The sequence below is a fragment of the Psychrobacter sp. AOP30-A2-5 genome (assembly GCF_052378115.1).
GTDB lineage: Bacteria > Pseudomonadota > Gammaproteobacteria > Pseudomonadales > Moraxellaceae > Psychrobacter.
Genome location: NZ_JBQSXK010000004.1, coordinates 190,751 through 210,011 on the forward strand (window position 1 = coordinate 190,751; position 19,261 = coordinate 210,011).

14 protein-coding genes are annotated in these 19,261 nt (G+C 37.4%); 5 read left to right on the forward strand and 9 right to left on the reverse strand.

What is annotated here, in order from left to right; translation table 11 throughout:
- Nucleotides 1–9: 9 nt before the first annotated feature.
- On the forward strand, nucleotides 10–2,388 hold the full coding sequence (locus ACT3S4_RS05350) for a DUF2357 domain-containing protein (RefSeq protein WP_444760633.1): 2,379 nt from the start codon (nucleotides 10–12) through the stop codon (nucleotides 2,386–2,388).
- A gap of 199 nt (nucleotides 2,389–2,587) precedes the next feature.
- Here ACT3S4_RS05350 and ACT3S4_RS05355 read toward each other — a convergent pair whose 3' ends face one another.
- The 4 genes from ACT3S4_RS05355 to ACT3S4_RS05370 form a co-directional block, all read right to left on the reverse strand.
- Nucleotides 2,588–4,708, reverse strand: coding sequence for an AIPR family protein (locus ACT3S4_RS05355; RefSeq protein ID WP_444760634.1), 2,121 nt, complete (start codon nucleotides 4,706–4,708; stop codon nucleotides 2,588–2,590).
- Complete coding sequence (locus ACT3S4_RS05360) at nucleotides 4,701–7,385, reverse strand: Z1 domain-containing protein (RefSeq protein ID WP_444760635.1); 2,685 nt, start codon at nucleotides 7,383–7,385, stop codon at nucleotides 4,701–4,703. Before ACT3S4_RS05360 ends, ACT3S4_RS05355 begins: the two co-directional genes overlap by 8 nt.
- Nucleotides 7,386–7,389: 4 nt before the next feature.
- Nucleotides 7,390–8,856: an ATP-binding protein gene (locus ACT3S4_RS05365; protein ID WP_444760636.1), complete on the reverse strand. Its 1,467-nt coding sequence runs from the start codon at nucleotides 8,854–8,856 to the stop codon at nucleotides 7,390–7,392.
- A 368-nt stretch (nucleotides 8,857–9,224) separates the two neighbouring features.
- Nucleotides 9,225–10,292 carry a hypothetical protein gene (locus ACT3S4_RS05370; RefSeq protein ID WP_444760637.1) on the reverse strand — a complete coding sequence of 356 codons (1,068 nt, stop codon included), beginning with the start codon at nucleotides 10,290–10,292 and terminating at the stop codon, nucleotides 9,225–9,227.
- A 111-nt stretch (nucleotides 10,293–10,403) separates the two neighbouring features.
- Between ACT3S4_RS05370 and ACT3S4_RS05375 the strand changes: the two genes are divergently transcribed.
- The 4 genes from ACT3S4_RS05375 (at nucleotide 10,404) to ACT3S4_RS05390 (ending at nucleotide 14,297) form a co-directional block, all read left to right on the forward strand.
- A complete protein-coding gene (locus ACT3S4_RS05375; RefSeq protein WP_444760638.1) occupies nucleotides 10,404–11,300 on the forward strand; it encodes a competence protein CoiA family protein in 897 nt (298 codons plus the stop codon).
- A 35-nt stretch (nucleotides 11,301–11,335) separates the two neighbouring features.
- Nucleotides 11,336–11,872, forward strand: a complete 537-nt coding sequence (locus tag ACT3S4_RS05380) for a Holliday junction resolvase-like protein (protein ID WP_444760639.1) — start codon at nucleotides 11,336–11,338, stop codon at nucleotides 11,870–11,872.
- A 443-nt stretch (nucleotides 11,873–12,315) separates the two neighbouring features.
- The gene (locus ACT3S4_RS05385) at nucleotides 12,316–13,014 is read left to right on the forward strand and encodes a M15 family metallopeptidase (RefSeq protein ID WP_444760640.1); all 699 of its coding nucleotides are present in this window, start codon (nucleotides 12,316–12,318) and stop codon (nucleotides 13,012–13,014) included.
- A gap of 62 nt (nucleotides 13,015–13,076) precedes the next feature.
- Nucleotides 13,077–14,297, forward strand: a complete 1,221-nt coding sequence (locus tag ACT3S4_RS05390) for a DUF819 family protein (protein WP_444760641.1) — start codon at nucleotides 13,077–13,079, stop codon at nucleotides 14,295–14,297.
- 223 nt (nucleotides 14,298–14,520) lie between these two features.
- Here ACT3S4_RS05390 and ACT3S4_RS05395 read toward each other — a convergent pair whose 3' ends face one another.
- From ACT3S4_RS05395 to ACT3S4_RS05415, 5 genes are all read right to left on the reverse strand, one after another.
- Nucleotides 14,521–14,673 carry a hypothetical protein gene (locus ACT3S4_RS05395; RefSeq protein ID WP_444760642.1) on the reverse strand — a complete coding sequence of 51 codons (153 nt, stop codon included), beginning with the start codon at nucleotides 14,671–14,673 and terminating at the stop codon, nucleotides 14,521–14,523.
- A 42-nt stretch (nucleotides 14,674–14,715) separates the two neighbouring features.
- Nucleotides 14,716–16,083 (reverse strand): sigma-54 interaction domain-containing protein, encoded by a 1,368-nt coding sequence (locus ACT3S4_RS05400; RefSeq protein WP_444760643.1) that lies wholly within the window; start codon nucleotides 16,081–16,083, stop codon nucleotides 14,716–14,718.
- Nucleotides 16,084–16,089: 6 nt separating this feature from the next.
- A complete protein-coding gene (locus ACT3S4_RS05405) occupies nucleotides 16,090–17,436 on the reverse strand; it encodes a hypothetical protein (protein ID WP_444760644.1) in 1,347 nt (448 codons plus the stop codon).
- A 14-nt stretch (nucleotides 17,437–17,450) separates the two neighbouring features.
- Nucleotides 17,451–18,614, reverse strand: coding sequence for an iron-containing alcohol dehydrogenase family protein (locus ACT3S4_RS05410; protein WP_444760645.1), 1,164 nt, complete (start codon nucleotides 18,612–18,614; stop codon nucleotides 17,451–17,453).
- A 270-nt stretch (nucleotides 18,615–18,884) separates the two neighbouring features.
- Nucleotides 18,885–19,136, reverse strand: coding sequence for a helix-turn-helix transcriptional regulator (locus tag ACT3S4_RS05415; RefSeq protein WP_444760646.1), 252 nt, complete (start codon nucleotides 19,134–19,136; stop codon nucleotides 18,885–18,887).
- Nucleotides 19,137–19,261 lie beyond the last annotated feature (125 nt).

Genomic DNA, 19,261 nt, shown 5'->3' on the forward strand with positions numbered 1-19,261 from the left:
GGAGTAATAATGCCAGATCTGTTAAGGATACAAACCCCTAATTTTGAGCTGTCCATTTGGTGCAATGACATTGAAAAACGTCAAAAGACCTATCAGTCTACTTTAGAGAAACGTGAGGTCATAAGTAACCATAATACTCAACCATCTATAGTGCGCTTTTCTCCGCCCTTAGATATTCTTAACGCTGATTTTATGAATAAGCCTTTGGTTATAGAGGATAGCCTATCTCCTTCAGGCTTGGTAGAGTCTTTAGAATTAGATGATTTTATCTTTTTTGAAAACCTTCAGTATCAGTTTGAAGTTATATTTAATAGTGACGTGGAAGAAGCATATCTGAGTCATCGTAGCCACGCTATCAACAAGAGCTTTCGGTTTATTAAGGCGAATAAACAGCGTCCAACACCAGCACGCCTAACAGGTACGATCAATACTGCGAATGATGTCGGTTGGCTACGCCTACCTTTTAATTACATCAAGTCATCTCAAACCTTTAAAAGCACCATCGCTTTTGAAGTGTTACCTACTAAGATGAGTTTGCATGATGACTTACCTAAGATGTATCAGGCTATTGATAATGCCTTTCCACTTTGGCGATTTAGTTTGGTCGAAAAGACGGAACAAGATAGTGCGCAAACCAAACAACGCCATCAATTTCCACTGCTTTGGCTGGCAAACTTCAGCCATTTACGTCATCAACTGTCTCATGCCTTAAAGGTTATCAGCCAAGCACCGCATAGTCGCTTACAGGCTCAAACGTCTTATACTAAAGCTGCGAGAATAAAAGGCAAAATACCTGCGCGATTAGGAGAAAAAATAAAGGAAGATCTCGATAAGGGTCTGCATGAACAGCGTTATCGAGTCACAAAAAAACAGCTCAGTGTTGATACTCCAGAAAATCGTTTTATCAAAATGGTTGTATCCACTACCAAAAAACGACTGGCTGATTTTGAGCATAAGCTTACGCAAGATAATAAAAAGTCAGTCTCTCAAAGACTATCACATGCATTCTTAGATGAGCTTAATCAGTGGCAACAGCCCCTACAAAAGATGCTAAAGCAAGGCTTTATGGCTAATGTTGGTAACTATAATGATCATGGTCGAGAATCATTGGTGTTGCAACAAAAGGTGGGCTACAGTTCAGTATATAGAATTTGGCAAGAGTTAAAATTTTACTTAAATGTGTTTGATAATCAACCCAGCATTTCCATGAAATCAGTTGCAGAAATCTATGAGGTGTGGTGCTTTCTTACTTTAAGAAATATCTTAATAGATGAGTTAGATTTTAAGGAAGTCGCTACTAAAAAACAAGAATTACAACTTAAGAAGTTTTTTGAATATCAGCTAAAAGATGGATTTGCTGGTGCATTTAAATTTGAACGTGATGATGGCGTTAAAGCAAGATTGGCTCATGAACCACCATTTAATAAAACCACCAAAGCGATTCGAACTTATTCTGTCAGTCAAAAACCTGATATTTTATTAGAAGTTACCTTCCCTAATAATAGACAGTTTATCTGGTTATTCGATGCAAAATACCGTATCAAAACTAAAAAGAATCAGTACGACGATGTCAATCAAGATATAGAAAAGAATGATTATGTACCTGATGATGCTATCAATCAAATGCACCGTTACCGTGATGCCTTGATCCGCGTTAATGAAAGCAAACACGAAAACGGTATGGATAAGAGTCGTCCTGTTTTTGGTGCCTTTGCGTTATATCCCGGCTATTTTGATCAAATAAGTAAAGCCAACCCTTACTCTGATACTATCGATGAAATAAGTATTGGTGCTTTTGCGTTATTACCTAGCCTAACTCAAAACAGTACAGAAGCTGATAACAGCTGCTATTGGCTACTAAATTTCCTACGTCAAAATATCGGTAAACGCATTTCTAGCGCTGTATCAGACTTAGCGCCCCCTCCATACAAGTCCAGTATGGAAGAGAATATTTACTTACAGGATGCCGTGCGTATTCCGTACGATGGTATGCGACAAATACTATATCAAGACTTAACTCTAACGCTAGCTGTAGATAAAAGTGATAGCAATTATGGGCTTGCTAAAGACGGTACTATCGCGCTTTATACTTTATCTAAAGACAGTCTATTAACTAGATATGACTACCATATTTTAAAAGAAGTTCGCTATTTAAGCTTAGCCATATGTTCTGATCTTGACTCTAACTGTTTCGACATTCAATATGTATGGCCTGTGAAAAATATGACTGCTGGTTCAGATCACTTTGTATTTGAACTTAACCAGCCATTAAAGCTTCAAAATGTAATTCAAGATGTACCCAACTCTATTGAAGAGTCTTTCAAACTGACCACTCTCAGTCAATTGCAAAATATTAGTAACTTTATTGATATTAAAGAGGTGTATTAAGATTATTACACTAAAAAAATTGGCTCAGAATAATGTCTCATAGCTCAATCAATAGTAGTGATCATAATGAAATTTGTTTAGGTACAAACTATTTATAAAAAACTGTATAAAGCTACTTACTTTCAATTTGAAAAGCTCAAGTGATTTGTTAGCAATAAGATCTTTATAATTTTCATTATACCTGCGTAGCATGATATCTTTACCCAGCTTCTAAATAAATTCCTTTATCTTCAAGTTTGACTAGCGTCTTATTGATCAAGTCAACCTGCTTGTCTGTTGGGGTCTTCAATGACTTTCCAAGTAGAACATTAGGCACTAGCGATAGTATTTGTTTGTCAGGTTCACTTAACACACCCTTGTCCTCCGCATCTTTTATCAAAGACAACCATTTAGCTGGAGGAGTATTACATAGCTCTATCAAGCCACTTACTGCTCTAGTCACAGTTTTATTTTGTTGAGCCGAGTCTTGTCGCTTTTCTTCAATGACACTTTTAGAAACTAACTGAGTTTTGAACATCATATCTAGAGAGAAGCATTCTCCTTTATCGATTATAGTCTGTACTTTAACTAAATTATCTTTGGACTTAGCCATGGATAATACAGCCTTCCCAGTCTCTTCACTAAATTGATTAAGCAAAGCGTTTATCTTGATAGAAGTCTCTATAAACTGGTCGTGATAAAAATCATTTACCGTTTGGTCTTGCCATATTTTTGGATAATTAAACTCAAGACCTTGCTTATCCATTAATGCTTTAAGGACATGTATTGTATAAGCGGTTAAGGTTGCTTTAGTATTACCGACGAACTCTTCCTGCTTATATACCGCTTTTTTACAAGCATTCCAGATAATAAATTTTGCTACTAACTCTTTAAAGAAATAATCATTGACTGTGTCAGGCTGACTGTCCCATATCTTTTCAATCAATTGTGCGAACCCACTAAATGCTATTTGAGCCCCTTTAATAGCATCATGTGGCCTTTTGTCAAAAATGAGATAAATTTTAGCTAAGTCTGTTTTTATAATTAACTGCTCTTTTGGATGTTCAGACTTAAAAGCTTTTTTCCCTGCATCAGTTAATTTACTTTGAGCATTAAGGTAGGAACCTCTGGCTCTTTCATAATACCAACGCGTAGGCTTAATTCGCTCTTTTGAGGTTGGCGCTAGTATCTGTCGTGATAGTCTTTCAAGACTACGATGGAAAGGATGGTTCGAAAAGAAATCTGAATCTTTGATCGCATTTTGAGAATTTGCGAAACGCGAAATGTTACTAATGAGATCATCTGATTTAGCATCACTCACTACATTTAACTTAAGTTGAACCTGTATGTTTTTTAAATCTACTTTATCTTTCTTTTGAGTCAACAGTAAGGAAGCTGTCGTTTGTCCACCATTGACGATCTGTAGGTTATTTATCTTTGTAATGACTTGTCTGCTCTTGTCATACTCTACATCGGACGCTGTAGCGGTCAAGCCATTATTATAGCTAAAGAAATATTCAGGCTCTGTTTTAATCGTCTTTCTGATACCTTTATTAATTTTGCCACGAAATTGTAAAAAACTTCTAACATTAGCTTCTAATAACCTAGCTCCATACTCATCGTATAAATCAGCTATCGTCTGTCCATTGACAACACACAAATAACTTATTAGCTCTTCTGACTGCGTTGCTAATAGTGAGGGTATTGACCCTCCCCAGTCATCTAGGTCAATTTCAATTGCTTCAGACTTTGATTGACTATTTTCCAGATCGAATATACGTTTTATGTCCCAGATATCAATTGTTAGAGGAATATTTACGTCTTCATCTACTTCCTTTTTATCCGCCACCCTATTACTGATTTGAGCATTAGTTAGAATGATGAGCTTAATAGACTCAATACGCCTATATTTTTGGAATATCTCTTTAGCTGCCCTATAACCATCTGAGCTTTCTTCTAAGCTTTCAATGAAATCTTTTTTCAACGCACTATTAAAAAAGTTAAGACCTAATTTTTTTAATAGTTCTATGCGACTATTTGTCAAAGACTTAATATTATCGTCATGAATAAAGTCATTAATAAGTATAACTAGTTCTAATTGATCTAAGTCTAAATCGTTAAAGTCGCCGTTAAAGCCTAATCCATCAATACGTCCGTAACTAGACCCTGGCTTATAAAAATGATATAGCTCTAAATCATTAACAACACCTTGTTCCTCAATATAAGGCAGTAGCTTCTCAATGAATAAAAGCTCTTTGTAGTTACCCTGAGAGGTAGAGCTATGATCGAGCTCATTCATCAGATCAGCATAGTAGCTTTGAAGCTCGGTCAACTCATTCATCATCGTCTCCTGATTCGTCCGACTCGTCTTCGTCTCCAAAATATTCTTCCATAAAGACCTTATTAACTACATAACTAACGGGATTGTGGTTGCTAGATTTTGGAAAACTGATCGCATAAGCTGGTACATTTTCATACACTGTATTTTCAGCATCATCAGCTTTTTTAAAACCCTTATGAAGATCAAAAGACTTAAGCACGAGCAAAGGCCGACTTCTATTTCTTCTGTAAAATCGAGCGGTTTGTTTAACTTTTGATTTTTCTTTTTGTTGCTCTGCAAGTGTGTACTGATCGTCTGTTAAACCGAAAGCCTCTTCCCATGGTCTCAAGATACGACCACCGCCATCAGTAGTTTTTACATGATCTGAATAATAGCTAGATTTTGCGAAGGTACGAGTTTGAGACGAGGCACTTTCACCTAAATAAGTTTTATGAATTGCAATGTCCCAAGTTGCTAGCTCCTCTCGGCGCTCATTAATGTATGAGATGAGCGCCTCCTTTCTTTCTTTATCATCAATTGAATAGTTATAATCGTTCAATAAATCTATAACTTCGTCTATATTGACTTTTTTGACTAGACTAAACTGCTTATCAGTCTTATTTTGCTTGTGATTGTAAACTGCTTCATGACCATAGGTATTATCAATTATTGTTGCGAAGTTATTAAAAGTATTACGTTGCTCATTTACATTATTTAGAGCTAAACCACGAAGCGTAAAAGCTTCCTCTGAAAAGCTTTCTGATAGCATTACAGACTCTGTGTGATACATCTTGTTGCGTGCTGTTATCAGTAGTCCGCTGTTGCTGGTCCTAACTTTTAACCCAAACTCTGAAGGTGTCAGGCCATTTTGTTCCATAATCGAAAATTCTGAACGTAGCTCTTCGATTGATTGAGCAATAAAGGTATACCATTCAAAAGAGGCTTCAGGTATGTATAGTTTACAGAGATCACTATAATGATCTCGGTATCCAAACCAGCGCCCCATTTGTAGTAAGGTATCTGCCATAGCCGTATTACGTATTAAGTAGCTAACAGTCAAACCTTCTAATGTGAATCCACGTGATAGGCTGTAGCCACCAATTGCAATGACATTGAGTCCGTTATCGTAATTATCGTAGTCTAACTTGTCTTTACTCTTGCTATTAATCATTCTTACTTTGACCGATTCAACTACTCCTTGTAATTGAGTGAAGAATTTATCAACACTACAGCCGTCCGAATGAGGTAAAAACTTACGATACAACCCCTCTAAATGAGGGTTTGTCATGCGTTCTTGTTGTGATTTGGCACCATGAAATTTTACTGCCAATCTGATTGCATCTATCTCTTGACTAACTAGATATTGGGCTTCCGCTTGCTCTTGCGTTTTATGAGATATATTAACTAGCATTGATGTATGTTTATTACTAACTGGACGCATGCCTTTAATAACTATGCTTACTAAATACTCGTATAGAGCCGTAATCAAACTCTTAGGTAATTCAGTTAAGGCAAAGTCTTTAGGTTTTTTTAGAGGAATACTTTCTTCGTTATCCTCAATAAATTCTATATGAGGAGAGTTATAGTTAGGCTCTCCATCTTCACCTAAAAAGAATTGAGTTGCTCCTAAATAATTCGACGGTGGTACAAGCGTAAAAATGAAGTGTTTAGGAAATAGATCGTCTGCTAAAGCTTTATCGTAGTGATCAGGATCTATAAATATATTGGCAAAGGGAGTAGCTGTGTAACCTATGTAGGAGCCTTGGCGAAACAAATTAAGTGTTTCACGAATTTGTCCGTTTATTCTGGTCGTCTCATTTGGACGTTTACTGGTGTTAATCGAGGCATTGTCTGCCTCATCATCGATAATTAGTACTGGCTCATTGATGAAACGTTGCCCACCTTCATTGTTTCTTAACCACTTTATTACATTATCCAACGTATGATAGTTTTTCTTGATCACCATTATTACTGGATTCTTAGCATTTGCTAATCGGACCGCTGTAGTCTTACGAACTTTCCCATTAAAGTCTTCAGTTAAACTTGTTAAACAGTGAGGCTGCTTAGCTTTAATTTCTATATCATTTTCTAAATTATTGGTGACCCCTACTCCTGTAGCTTTTTGATCTTCACTGTTAGCACCTATAAAGCCCTTATTGACTCGCTTTTGAGTTTGAGATCTTAAGTTACTGTGAATACCAGTGATCAAAATAATTAACTTATACTCATAGTCAGCTGCTAAATTTATCAATGATAGATAATTTGCCGTTTTTCCTGACTGCACATTTCCTACTACCAAACCTTGCCTCTTAAAAGGTATGTCTATCGTTGGATTGCCTAGTCGCTCTAGTATGTTTTCGTTGGTACGTTTCATGACATCAATAACTCTTGCAGGTAGCTGCTCTTCATGTTGCAAGAAGTCATAGTAACGCTCGCTATAATATTTATCACTATCTACCGTATGCATCCATGGCGTTATTTTTTGGTCGTCTAAAACATGGGAATTTTCTTGTTTAGTATCAAAAAAAACAGTCAACTTATCGAGAAGTACTTCAATGTTTTCCTGCTCTTCTTCAGTGTCAAAACCGTAGAGCATCACTGTTTGAGTCAAAATTTCTAACTTTGTTCGCTTGTCTTTACCTAAGCTCATTATGTTTACGCAAGTATCGTAAATTCTATTTAGAGTTTTGTAGTCCACTATTCTATCCTTGAATTTGATTTAAAAAATCTAACCAACTATTTTGATAATTGCTATATGGCTCATTTGTCTCGAAGATACTGGTAACGATATCCACGTTATTCTGTAAATCTAGCTCAGCAAAGTTTTCAAGATAACTAAGTGCTAGTCTTTCCAACTCTTCATCAGTATGTTTGGTTTTGAAGTCTTTAGGGGATGATGCATACTCTACATGTAGTTGATCAATAGGAAAGCTTTCTTCAATCAAGTTCAATATCTGCTTAAGCTGGCTTGATTGTCTAACATCTAATCCTGCTATGAATTGTGTGATTAATGGATAGTCTTTATTAATTTGGTAGGAACGTAAGTTTTTATTAGTATATAGCTGCCAAAGTGGGGTGACATCTCCCTTATGTCTATAGCCTTTAGAGTTGTAGACACGTTTAGACCCTTGTATATAGGTATCTATATACTGCTTGAGTTGATCTCGCATTTGCTCGGGTGGCTTAGCATGTGACTTTTTAATATCAATATGCCATTCGCTATCAAAATTATTGGGTAGATCAATCTCGACTCGGGTTAAAGCGGTTAAATCTGATTTCGTAGCTAATCGAAACCAGTCGCCTGCTATAAGAAGCCTATTAGCTCGATATACGTAAAATCCTTGACTATCTCTATAGCTACCTAATGAATATTTTTCATACTCTTCTTTAGTACATTTCGTATGGTGCGGTAAGGTGTATCCCTGTATTTTAATATACACATCTTTGTATTTAATGGTTTCAAGGTTATGTGCTTGAGTGGCTGGCTTATGACGAAAAAATGGGTCAACATAACCTATTGATCTACCATTAATAATAATGTCTAAATTCGATACAGTACTTGGCAATTTATCTAAAAACCGATGAAAGATAAGTCCTAGATAATTCTCAGCATTGTCAAATTTTTGCAGCATATGGTTATCATTGTTACGATTTGCGTCTCCTAGCAAACGATCACATTCTTCCCAGACTACTAAGGTGCCTGTATCTTTCAGTTGGTTGAACTGATAGATATCAGCAATTACATCATCGTTTAGCTGTATTAAATCCCAGCGATTAGACTTTGTAACTTGATCTAAGTCCCAACGCATTGCCCATGTCTGATCAAACTGTCTAGTAACTACTGTTAAACGTTTACACTGTGAGAAAGAAGCTGTTTTTAAACCTAAGCCAAACCTTCCTAAGTCTTTAGTAGAGCGTTCGACTAAAGGACTCTTTGATCCAATCGTCATTGCTTTGATAAGCTCATCTCGACTCATGCCATCGCCATTATCCAAGATAGCAACCTTAATCACAGGATCCGTCTCGAAAGAAACATTGACCTGGCTTGCTCCTGCGGTAATACTATTATCAATAATATCAGCCAACGCTGTATCTAGTTCATAGCCAATATCCCGCAAAGAATGCATAAGTGCCGCTGCATTTGGCGGACTATCTATAGTCAATGACATGTTTAAACTTTCCAATTTTGAATATTAAAAAATGGCTCGTAACAATAATACATTCCATTACTATGGTGAAAAAATAAAGCTCAAACAAGCTCTTTTGAAATAATCTTTCGTCAAGTTACACCAAATATCTTTTTATGATTATCCTACACAAGTTCACTAATTAAGTCATTAACTATAGCCGTTCTGTACTCTAGAATTAGAAGGCTTGATAAAAAAATATAATTACAGTAATGACGATAGCTACAAAACCTTTGAAATTACTTGAAACAATAGCTCTCTATCCTGATATTAACTTAAAGCTTTCATAACAATTTTTAATATTAATCGACAATGAATTGAAAATCGCTCAGTTTCAAATCATTGCTACTCTAAACCTTATCTGCTAAATAACTTGACACACCCAAAAAGCACCCCTGCATCGTCATCCGATCAAAGCTATATACATGAGCATGCGGCGCTTCCCTACAGCGCCCTACTAGCGGCTGCTTTTGATCCGGCTTGCCATTAGCCAGCTCTATCAACCCTGAGCAAATAGGACAGGTTGCAGTGAATTCTGTGACCCTTGCTATGTTGAGCTTGTCTTTGTTTCGGTACATCTCAATATCCGTATTATCAGCATTAATATTAGCAAAGAACATAGGCGCTTTAATCACGCGATGTTGAGGTAACGACTGTAACGGCATAAGAAAATATCTCCAGTTAAGATAAGCAAAAGGAATAAACACCACGAAAACCATAGCTTGCCAAAGTTTAAAGCTTGGTAAATCACTTAATAACAAAAGGACTAGTATTGAGTATATGACAATCAAAATATCCAGCAGAGCACTTAGCATTAGTAATAACATAAGTAAGATTCCGCTAATACTCAGCATCTTGAGCTCACCTTTTTTGAAGAAAAGACGAGTGAATAAAGAGGGCTTAATCTCAGAAGCCGCTTTGCGCTCATAAGTAACACTGCTTAAATCTTCATTATCTTCAATGTCATCAGAGTCAATGACGGCAGACCCTGTTATCTGCTCTTCATCTACTTCCTCGTTTTCAATAGCTTTAATACTCATCCACACGTAGGTTCTGTTCTTGGCACCACCTTCTGATACAGATGAAATAACTTCTGGTAAATACCCTATATCACTAAATGCTTGTTCACAGTCTGGTTGTGACTGGATAAATTTTTCTAACTCTACATTTAATCTATCTGTTTTTATCTTATTTTTAGCAACTTGACTGCTTACAGTATTTTCATTTACGCCCCTAGCTTTGGCGTAAATGACTTGCCTCGATAATTTCTCAGGCTCAAACTCTTCGTCTGAATATTTTAGTTTGTTGAGCTGTGCGTCAACTATTACTCTTAGACAGTGATCATAAAAAGTATTTCTTGGAAAATTAAGTAATTGTTTTTTTAGCTCTTCAAAGACGTTTAAGTATATGTTTTTCATAGGTAAATACCGATTAAGACCCTATTATACCCCCAATAGCAGTCTGTTTTAGAGACAGAATTCTTCTCATAATTACCTCACTTCTAACCAACTAACAAGAGGATGGTAACTATGACTATGTCAATCGCTGTTAATGAGCAAAAGCAAATCATCAACGTTAAGCAAGTCGAGAGAGGGCTGGCTTGTATGTGTTTTTGCTTTGAATGTGGTGAGCCTGTAGTGGCTCGTAAAGGTGAGAAAAATGAGCATCATTTTGCACATCTCAACAATAAGGAAAGCTGCACTATTCACCCTGAAAGTATCCTACACAAGTTTGCCAAGCAAGTCATTATGGAAGAGAGGTATTTAACACTGCCATCTCTACCTGATGACGAAAATAGCGAGGATAAAACTTGGCAGTTTGATCAACTAATCGAAGAGCAAGCTGTTGGCTGTATTCGGCCTGATATAGTCGCAACGGTTGACGGGGAAATGATGTTTATTGAAGTTGCTGTGACTTCTTTCATAGATACCGATAAATCGGATTTTATTAAGCAGCTAGGTATTAAGACCGTTGAGATCGATTTGAGAGAAATCATCACGCAAGGTATTGAATTGCCAAGTGAGCAAGCAAAGGATCATATTTTAGACTGTGTCACTAATAAGCAGTGGATATTCCCATCACCTAACTTATTATCAATACCAGTAGCCCCTACACCATTACCTGAGCCTCTTTATAATTGCCAGAACAGTACTGATGAGAATAGCAACGGAAGCTTTGATAAAGGCTATACGATCTATCGCTTTACCATCAAACATGCTTGGGTAGATGTCAGAGTCTTCAATTCAGGCATGGTATCTATTAAGTGTGTGACCTACAACCATGATGTCATTGAGATACTAAAGCAATGGCGTAACGAAGGCGGTGGTCAGTACAATCAAAAATATAAGTCATGGAATTACTTCAAACCATTTTCAGACACTGTCTTTCAGCGACTGCAAGAAATGGACATGACCCCTGCTGTTTAAATATGGTTCTATTTGAAAATACGGAGAATAAAGCTATGACATTCATTACTACTTTACTAATTATAATACTGCTGATGTTAGCCATGCTTATATGGGCTATACAGCGGATACAATTACAAAATAAGGCCTTGCTACAGAGTGAACGAGATGTTGCGCAAATTAGGAACGATATGCTTGAAAGAGAAGCAGGCTTTCAACAGCAATTAGCAAAAGACATTAAGGAGGCTCAAAAGCGTTCCAACAATATGCAGCGCAATGTACTAAAGGGTCAAATTGGTGAACAGTTCACGCCCTTTATTACTGACTTTCCCTATAACCCTTCGGACTGCCGATTTATGGGTGAACCGATTGACTACGTCATCTTCCAAAACTTGCACGAATGCGCCGATGGCAACGTGCCTATCGAGGACGTGCATCTTATTATTGCAGAAGTTAAAACAGGAAATGCTAGGCTAAACCAACGACAGAAAATCATCAAGCAAGCCATCCAAAATGGCCAGGTGAGCTTTAAAGAGCTTAGGATAAAATACTGTGAAGATACGGAAGATATGCGTGTTCAAGTAAGCGTATAAATCAGTAAAACTATACATTTTGACTCTTATGTAATTTGCTGGCATTTTTCAATGCAGATGGTAATAGATAAGACTAATTACTAGAAAAGTTTTTTTACTCAATCTCTAGAGACAAGTTCAAAGTATTGATTTATATGGTTTTTTTATTTAGAAATAGTCTGTAAATAGTCTTTTTATTGAAAAGACTATTTTTATGATTAGACCTCTTGCATAAGTCGTCGCTAGCCTTTGTGACTCCGTCAGCGGAAGTAAATGAACTGGCAGTTTTGCAAGACATCTAGTATACTAATGTTTAATTTAATATGACATAGTTAGACCTCTTCGAAAATAGAAAACACCTAAGTATACCAACAGTACTATCCTCTTTTATCAAGGCCGAGCTATTAACGCTTTCGAATGAATCTCTATAAGAGTATAACTATTTAAGCAAGTCGAGACATACAATGCCTTTATCTCCTATACCAAAAATGTCTCAGTATGACTGGGGCAAACTAAAAGATATTGCTATAGCTGAATCCGATGAACCATTAGCTATTATTCCAAATAATGATAACCTAAAACAACTGCCTATTTATTTTTCTCATGATGTGCCATACGCTATGGACACCTGTGTAGCTAGACAGTCTGTTATCCAAAAACTTCAACAAGCAACTGATTTACTGCCTGATAATTTGGGCATCATAGTGCTGGACGCTTGGCGCTCACGCAGTGTTCAACAGGGCGTTCGAGATGAAATTGGTAATGTTATTAAAATAGAAAATCCTCATTTGAGTCCTCTAGAGCAAGAAGCGCTACTATCAAAGTTCGCCGCGCCAGTTAGTCCAGATTTTATCAGCCCTCATTTAACAGGAGGTTCTGTAGATATCACTTTGTTTGAGATCGAAACTGGCGATTGGTTAGATATGGGAGGGGATTTCGATGAGCCAACAGAGCGCTCATACACTAATTTCTATGAAGACTATCCTGAGCACATTGCTTGTAATAATAGACGTTTATTATACTCGGTGATGACGCAAGTTGGTTTTACTAACTTACCCACCGAATGGTGGCATTTTGATTATGGCAATACTCTTTGGGCACATTATAAAAAACAAGCTCATGCCATCTATGGTGCTGCTCGTTGGGATACAATAAAAAACTAATGTTTGAATTTTAACTGTCTTAGTAGCTTTATATTTAAACATCAATTTCAAGGAGGAATATGATGGAAACTTTAATTCAGGCAGACGATCATCTAGCATTGTGGACATTCGTTTTAGTAGCAGCCACCTCCGCTATTTTCATCGAACAACGTTACAAATGGGCTAGTAAAGTTCCTGGTGCAGTCATCGCGTTGTTAATTGCTATTGCAGCATCTAATCTAAAAATTATTCCGACAGATGCGCCTACATACGATATTGTCTGGGGCTATATCGTACCGCTAGCCATACCTTTATTATTATTTAAGACCAATTTACAATCATTAGTGAAAGAAAGCTGGAAGTTGTTATTATTGTTCTTAACATCGTCTATGGCTACTATGATTGGTACTGTCATTGCATTCCTAGCTTTACGTCATTATATTCCAGAGCTGGATAAAGTCAGTGGTATGATTTCAGCCTCTTATAGTGGTGGTGGAGTTAATTACGCAGCTATGTCTGCCAAATTAGCACCAAGCGAAAGCATTAATGCAGCTACTATTGTCGCTGACAACATGATGATGGCCTTTTATTTCCTAATTTTAATTGGCTTAGCGGGTATTCCTATCATACGTCGTGTCTGGGGTTCACCGCATACCGATGAAATTGAAAAGAATCAAGAGATGCAAAGTAGGCGGACATTGTCTGAGGCTTACTGGAAACCTAACCTTATCTCATTAAAAGATATTGCTATCTGTTTAGCCAGCTCAATGCTAATAGTCCTTATTTCGTTTAAGCTATCAGCATTCCTAAAAGCGCTACTAGGCACTAGTGATAACGTGGTTGGCGACTTAGTTATTAGTTTGGTTACTGATAAATATCTACTACTAACAACCATTACCTTTATAGTCGCTTCTATTTTTAGAGACTCTTTTGAGAAGCTTAGCGGTAGCCAAGAACTCGGCACTTACTGTATTTATTTATTTTTTGTCGTTATTGGTATTCCCGCTTCTATTGGCTTAATTGTGACTAAAGCCCCGTTGTTGTTCGTATTTGTATTTATCATTGCTATGGTTAACCTAGCCATCACTATGGGTATAGGCAAACTGTTTAAATTCAGTGTGGAAGAGGTAGTTTTAGCTTGTAATGCTAATATAGGTGGACCAACTACAGCTGCTGCTTTAGCAATTAGTAAAGGCTGGACAAAGCTAGTGGGTCCTATATTAGTTATTGGTACTGTCGGTTATGTCGTTGGAAATTATATAGGTACAATCATTTATTTCATAGTGACTCAAATTGGCATGTGAGCGCTTTCATCGAATAAAAATAAGGAGTCGACACTATATAATAGTGTCGACTTTTTTGTTGTTCTTAACTCAGACACAACCTAAGATTTTCGTCCATTATATCTAGAATGTACAGCTATTGACTGTACTGATCTACGGAGGCTTTTATAAAAATATTAGAGTTATTAATGCTAATTTGTTCATAGTTTTATAACTTAAAATATTATTCATTGAAAGCCTACCCTCACCGCTTAAACCGTCTAATGCTACTCGCCATCACCCCAAATAACTCAAGCGAGCCCTTAACCACGATATCGGTATAATTCTCATTTTGCGCTCGCAATATGATGTTTTCACCCAGTATCAATTGCTTGGAAGTAAAGCCATCATCGATCATTGCAATGCCGAAAGTAACTTTAAGCTTTCATTCTTAAATATATTAAATTTTGTTTTTTTCTTCATTAACACGCCAACGTTTTTGTTTTTTAACTAGAGTGGATTGATCAATATTAAGAGCGTTAGCAGCTGCCCTTGTAGTGCCATACTCCGCTATAGCTTCGTTGATTAATTTTTGTTCTAGAACCTCTACTTGTGATTTCAAAGAGCGCTTATCTTGTTTCAAAGGGCTTTTTAAACCGAATTCACTGGGTAAATGTGCAAATGTAATTAATGACTGATCAACGGTAACTACTAACCTTTCCGTTAAGTTAATCAACTCACGAATATTACCGGGCCAGTTATAGCCGCTTAATTGTGAAAGAACATCTTCGTGCCAATGACAATCTAGTTCATATTTTTCATTAAAGTATTGAATGTAATGTTCTAGTAATGGACGAACTTCATCGCTTCTTTCTCGTAACGGTGGTAGATAAATGGGAACAACACTTAATCGATAAAGTAAGTCTTCTCTAAATAATTTTACTTCTACCAGTTTTTTTAAATCATAATGTGTAGCGGAAATTAAGCGGAAGTTTGTTGTTTTAAACTCAGTGCCACCGACAGGTATAAAGCGATTTTCAGCAATTACTTTAAGTAACTTTGCTTGCAAACTGAGCGGTAAATCACCAATTTCATCCAAGAATAAAGTGCCGTTATTGGCGGCTTCAAGCAGTCCAATCTTTCCTTTTATCAATGCTCCAGTAAAGGCTCCCGGCATATATCCAAAAAGTTCAGCTTCAAGTAGTGCTTCTGGCATAGCCGCGCAATTAAGTTCAATAAATGGACCGTCACAGACCTTGCTATACTGGTGGATGGTATTTGCTAATAATGTTTTGCCAGTACCAGTTTCACCTTGAATAAGCATTTTGGCACTAGTTGCAGCAACTTTTTTTGCTAAATCATAACAAGCTTTCGTATTACGGCTAATAATAAATTTTTCTTGCGCAGTACTCTCTTCGACTGACGTTCCGTAATTCTCTCTTAGTTTTAATAGTTGCTCAAGCTGCTCTTCTGCATGCTTTGCTTTTAAAAGCTCTGTTATATCCCTTGCTGTAGTGACAACGTACTCTATTCGACCTTGTGCATCGAACATCGGAGTACCAGAAACAAATATTTTATGATTACTACCTATTGTTTGAATGATAGTAATAGCACGCAGTTCTTTCAATACTTCGAGTGAAACGGAACGCGAAATAAAACCAGCCTTGACGACTTCAGACATATGCAAACCGATCAAACGCCGCTTAGGTAGCCCTGTCATTTGCTCATAAGCTTTGTTCATAGTAATTGTTATACCATTACCATCAGTGATATAGACACCATCACTTAGCGCATCTATAACCCTCTGTAGATTTTCATCAAGGAACACTCAGTTCTACTCCTTTATTTTTTCACGCAAACGCCAACCATATATTAAGAAGCATAATAACACTCCAGCAGCGAATGCCCACGTGGCACCTTTTATAACTAGTATTCCAGCAATAACACCAGCAATACCTAGATCACTATCGCAACGCGCTTCTTGAATACCAATTCGGACACTGACATAGCCTTGAATTAATAATGTTAAAGCTAATGCTATTCCTAGTATTGGTTGTACTAAACTGACTACAGGCAATAATAACAACCCAGTATTAGTACCCCAGCGGAAAGAACCAGCACCTCCAAATATTGAGTCCATTGCCTGTCTGCCCTGCTTGTATCGCTCAACAATCACAACATGCATTGCCGCCCATAAAGGACCACACATTGCCACATCTGGTCCCATAATACTCATTCCCAGATTTCGAGCGCCAAAAATTAGATGTGCTCGATTCGGATCGTAGTCAATTTTTTCATCTTGGCGTACTTCATCAGCTTCTTCTAATATGGATTTGCTTTGTAATACATCACCAAATAATACGATGTAAGCAGCCAGGACTGTTGGAATAGCTGTTAAATACATCGTCATTGGAGGGAGACCTACACCAAATACAGTATATTCGGTAAACATTGTCACAAAGTCTGGCTTTGTGATACCCCACTGGATATCTGGCCAAGGTGCTTCTGAGAACATCGGCGCAAGAATAATTGCCAGTACAATGATAGGAAATACACCAAGGTTACCAATAAAACGGAAGCTCCAATGATATTTTCTTAACTTAGCAAAATGCTGCGAAAAGATTAAGTAAAATGCGATCCCAACAGCGATAGTAACAGTAAATGGATAAGTCTCAAACCGCCCGCCTTCTTGAAAAACCACAGATACTGCAGCTAGCCCGGCACCCATAATGATGCCTGCTTTAATCGCACTAGGAATAAGATGAACGACTCGCTTAGCTGCACCTGATGCTCCTAAAAATATGGCGAATAAGCCTAACATCATCTGAAAAGCAATGAGCGCATGGACTCTACTTTCTCCTTCAGGAAAAGTAGATACATACATAATAAGTAGAGGTATAGCAGGTGTGATCCACCCAGGTACGACAGGATCACCTAATAGGTGATGGAGTAGATAAAAAATTCCATTGATCATCACAATGGCAAGGGCTGCTTCAAAGGGCATACCCAATAGTTCTGTCATTAGCGGAATAGCAGCTAAATCAACAGCACACATGAGTAGACCTTGGAAATAATCAGGCCACTCAAAACGGTAATGTAGAAAGGGTAGTCGGACTTTAAATGGTCCTAGTGGATAATAAGATGCTTCTCCTGCTGCCGTTCGCTTCTTCCATAAAGACATAGCAGACTTCCTCCTTAAAAGGCTTCTTGGTATATAGTTTCAATATCTTTGACACTAAGTTGTCTAGGGTTGTTTCGCAATAACCTGGTCACAGCACTAGCTGAAATAGCTAACTCATTTAAATCGTCAAACTCGATTCCAAACTCTCTAAGTTGTTTAGGGATAGATACAGACACACATAATGCTTCAATTTTAGCGACTACATAGTCCCCCGCATCAGATTCACTAATAGAATGGTCTGCACCCATAGCAATCGCGATATCGATAAACTTGTCTGGACAACTAGTACTATTCCACCTCATCACATGAGAAAACATGACTGCATTACTAACACCGTGAGATAAATGGAATCTACCACCAAGCGGATATGCAAGCGCGTGTACAGCTCCAACGCCAGCATTACCAAAAGCTAGCCCCGCCATTAAACTAGCTGTAGCCATTTTCTCACGTGCAGCTATATTAGTAGGCTCTTGATAAGCAACAGGCAATGCATCAACAATCATTCGGATTGCAGCAATGGATAAAGATTTAGTAATTTCGGAAGCAAAATTAGATAAGTAACTCTCTACTGCGTGTACTAGCGCATCAACGCCACTTGCAGCAGTAACAAATTCTGGGCAGCTCAATGTTAGCTCAGGAGCGACAATAGCAACATCTGGTAGTAGCTCATTACTTACTATGCCTTTTTTAATCTGTGCTTGAACATCCAACAATATTGATATGTTAGTAACTTCAGAGCCTGTTCCTGCTGTTGTTGGCATACAAATTAAAGGGATTTTCCGAGGCGCTACTTTATCCTCACCGAATAATTCGCTCAATGATCTTGTTTCACCACTATAAATTGCAACGGCTTTTGCCGTGTCCATTGCACTACCACCTCCTATAGCGATAACCCCATCACATTGATTTTCTTCGAAAGTCTCACAGCAAGCCTCAACAATGTGGGTTTCTGGCTCTGCTGAAATATCACTGTAAATAAATATATTTTCAACACCATTTGATTTGAGGTTATCAATTACTGGTTGAATAATACCAGCGTCTTTGACACCTTTATCCGTTACAATTAACGGTCTTTTTACATTTAAGCTAGCCATCTCTTCAGGTAGCAGATAACTAGAGTTCTCACCTGTCAACAATCGACGAGCAGTTTTAAAAATTTGAACGTTATCAGTATTCATCAATTTACCTCGAGTATTTATAAGTTTAACTCTAGTTTGTCTTGATGCAATCTGCGTACCAATACTATAAAAATAAATACAAGTTATTGATATAAAACATTAAATTAATTAAAAATTATCGCAAAGGCTATTGGTCTGATGAATTAAATCATAAAATTAATGTTAATGATGATTTAATTCATCAAATAAGACTAAGCATTTGTAAATTAGTAAACTCCACCAAAAAAAAATAAACCGCCCTACTCTTAGTAGTAAGGCGGTTCAGTACGCCTAGGCTGAACGCTCAGCTATCTTAGCCTCGATCCATTCTGCTATTTCACTAGCTACCCACACTACTCTAACCTGCGTAAGCTGTACTTTCTTGGGAAATGTTGGGTCGTAGCGGTCAGAGTCTTCATTGATAAGCTCATATATCGTGGAACGACTAAGAGCAGTGTAACTACCAACCTCTTTGATGCTTAGTAGCTGTGGGATGTGATTGCATTGTTTGATTACAGGCTGTGTTGCGTTTAAATTTTCCATGACTAGCTCCTTATGAGTGATTGAGAGCATTTCCTCTCATACAGTTAGGGAGTCCCATATTTTTTTACGGCGTCCTATACTGACCGCGCGTCCTCCTTATCAATCGAATAAAAAGAGGAGCTGAA